Source organism: Crocosphaera chwakensis CCY0110, from assembly GCF_000169335.1.
In the GTDB taxonomy this organism is placed as follows: Bacteria; Cyanobacteriota; Cyanobacteriia; order Cyanobacteriales; family Microcystaceae; genus Crocosphaera; species Crocosphaera chwakensis.
Window position 1 is genome coordinate 1 of sequence record NZ_AAXW01000137.1, and the last position, 1986, is coordinate 1986.

3 protein-coding genes are annotated in these 1986 nt (G+C 34.7%); 1 reads left to right on the forward strand and 2 read right to left on the reverse strand.

Translation table 11 applies throughout. The annotated features are described in order from the left end of the window. Positions 1-640 (forward strand): CAF17-like 4Fe-4S cluster assembly/insertion protein YgfZ (gene ygfZ / locus CY0110_RS27580; RefSeq protein WP_008278965.1); only part of this gene is annotated, 640 nt, incomplete at its 5' end. Here the strand turns inward: ygfZ and CY0110_RS27585 are convergent. Next, positions 630-1520 (reverse strand): hypothetical protein, encoded by an 891-nt coding sequence (locus CY0110_RS27585; RefSeq protein ID WP_157464682.1) that lies wholly within the window; start codon positions 1518-1520, stop codon positions 630-632. The genes ygfZ and CY0110_RS27585 overlap by 11 nt on opposite strands. A 158-nt stretch (positions 1521-1678) precedes the next feature. Continuing rightward, positions 1679-1986: DUF6629 family protein (locus tag CY0110_RS31280; RefSeq protein ID WP_008278967.1), on the reverse strand; the 308-nt coding region annotated here is incomplete at its 5' end.

Below are 1986 nucleotides of genomic sequence, written 5' to 3' on the forward strand. Positions count from 1 at the left end.
CGGAAAAGAAGCAGCCAATAAATTAAATCAATGGGAAACAGCAACTCAAACCATTACAGGATTATCTTCAGGAAACCATGATTTTGTAACAGTCAATAATGAAAAAATTATTATCAGTGATGGGACAGGTTTAAAACTGCCTGGATACACATTAATTGTACCTGAAAATGCAGCTACAACGGTATGGGAAAAAGCAATTGATTTAGGGATAATTCCCATCGGCGATCGCATTTGGCAACAATTAAGAATTAAACAAGGACGGCCTTATCCTGATCAAGAATTAACAGAAGATTATAACCCCTTAGAAGCTGGTTTATGGTCAACCATTTCCTTTGATAAAGGATGTTATATTGGACAAGAAACGATTGCTAGATTAAACACTTATCAAGGGGTAAAACAACGCCTTTGGGGGGTTAAATTAAATCAACCCGTTCAAACAGGTCATACTATTACAGTAGATGATAAAAAAGTTGGCATTTTAACCAGTTCTGCGCAAGTAGAAAATGAATGTTTTGGACTCGCTTATGTCAAAACAAAAGTAGGAGGAGAAGGATTAAAAGTGAATATAGGAGACACAACAGGAGAACTCATTGCTGTCCCCTTTTTAACCCATGAATACTATAAATCAGCTACTCAATAGTAGCATTGCTTACCGTACCTCTTTCAACATTGACAATACATTCATAGTTAACCCGACGTTGTTGAAATCCTTCGCTTATAATTCCTAACCCTTCAACCCTTTGTTCATTATCAGCAAGATTAAAAATTTCCGGTTCTTCTTGAAAATCAATGGTGCTACCAGTGCCTAAATTAATGCCAATAATACCACCAATATCAATTTGGTTGCTAGATATCTGCTGCCGAAGTTTATTATGACAGAGGTTAATGATCCGTTGATCACTAATCGTTTGATTATCGGTTTCATCGGTGGGAGTATAGCTAATTCTGGTTACATCTCCCCGTTGAATATTAACGGTACAATTAAAGCGATAGGGTTGTTCCTCTCTTTGGGATCGATTGACTAAAGCGGTGCCTCTGACCCCTTCTTCTGTGTTAGAAATATAGTAAGTTTCTAAACCGTCTTGAAAGGTTACCAAACCATCAAAATCTTGAGCAATTGTTTCCTTTAATTCTTCTTGACACAGACGAGTGCTAGAAAGAGCAATATTGTTCCTAAATGTATAATTTGAGCGACTAATTAACCCCTCATTAACATTAACCACACAATCATAGCTTAGATATCTTTGGTTATTACCGTTGTTTACCCTTGCTTGTCCTTGTATAGACGTTTGACCCCTCGATAATCGCGACCGCTCAACAGTTTCAAAGGTGATATCATTACGATTATTTTCCGTTATTTCTCTATTCGCAGCTAATTTGACTCGAATAGAACTTTGACATAAATCAGTGACTAAATTATCTATATTCTCTTGAGCTGATACAGATAATGGACTTAGGGTTAAACTTCCTAACAAGGAGGTGAGTAGACCAGCACTCATTATTTTTGTTCGCTTCAACATTATTATTTCCTCATATTTTTTTCTAATCTATTTTCTATTATAAAAAATTTCAGTTTTAGATATCTACACTTCCACAAATATAAGCTATACGGAATAGTCCAAAGGAGATACTTAAAAACTATATTTACACTCAAAAATAAAACTACCACACCCTATTGTTATTTTTTCTGTGATATTAAAAGTGTTTTCTGATTTTCCTCATCAAAAGATAAATGTTTAATAGACAAATAAAGACAACTACTGAGCAACGCAGCAAAAAAGCACCACACTGATACTAAAGTCACTTGAAAAAAGAGTTGACTGATAAGGAAGGATATCATGATGAGACTACCAAATAATTTTAATGCGGTAGAGTCTACTATGAGAAAAGGAATGACAATGATTAACAGATATACATATTTGCAAACCTCAAAAAAAGGTATAAACTTTAGATCATAGAAAATATTACCTAAAAAGACTTGAGGCT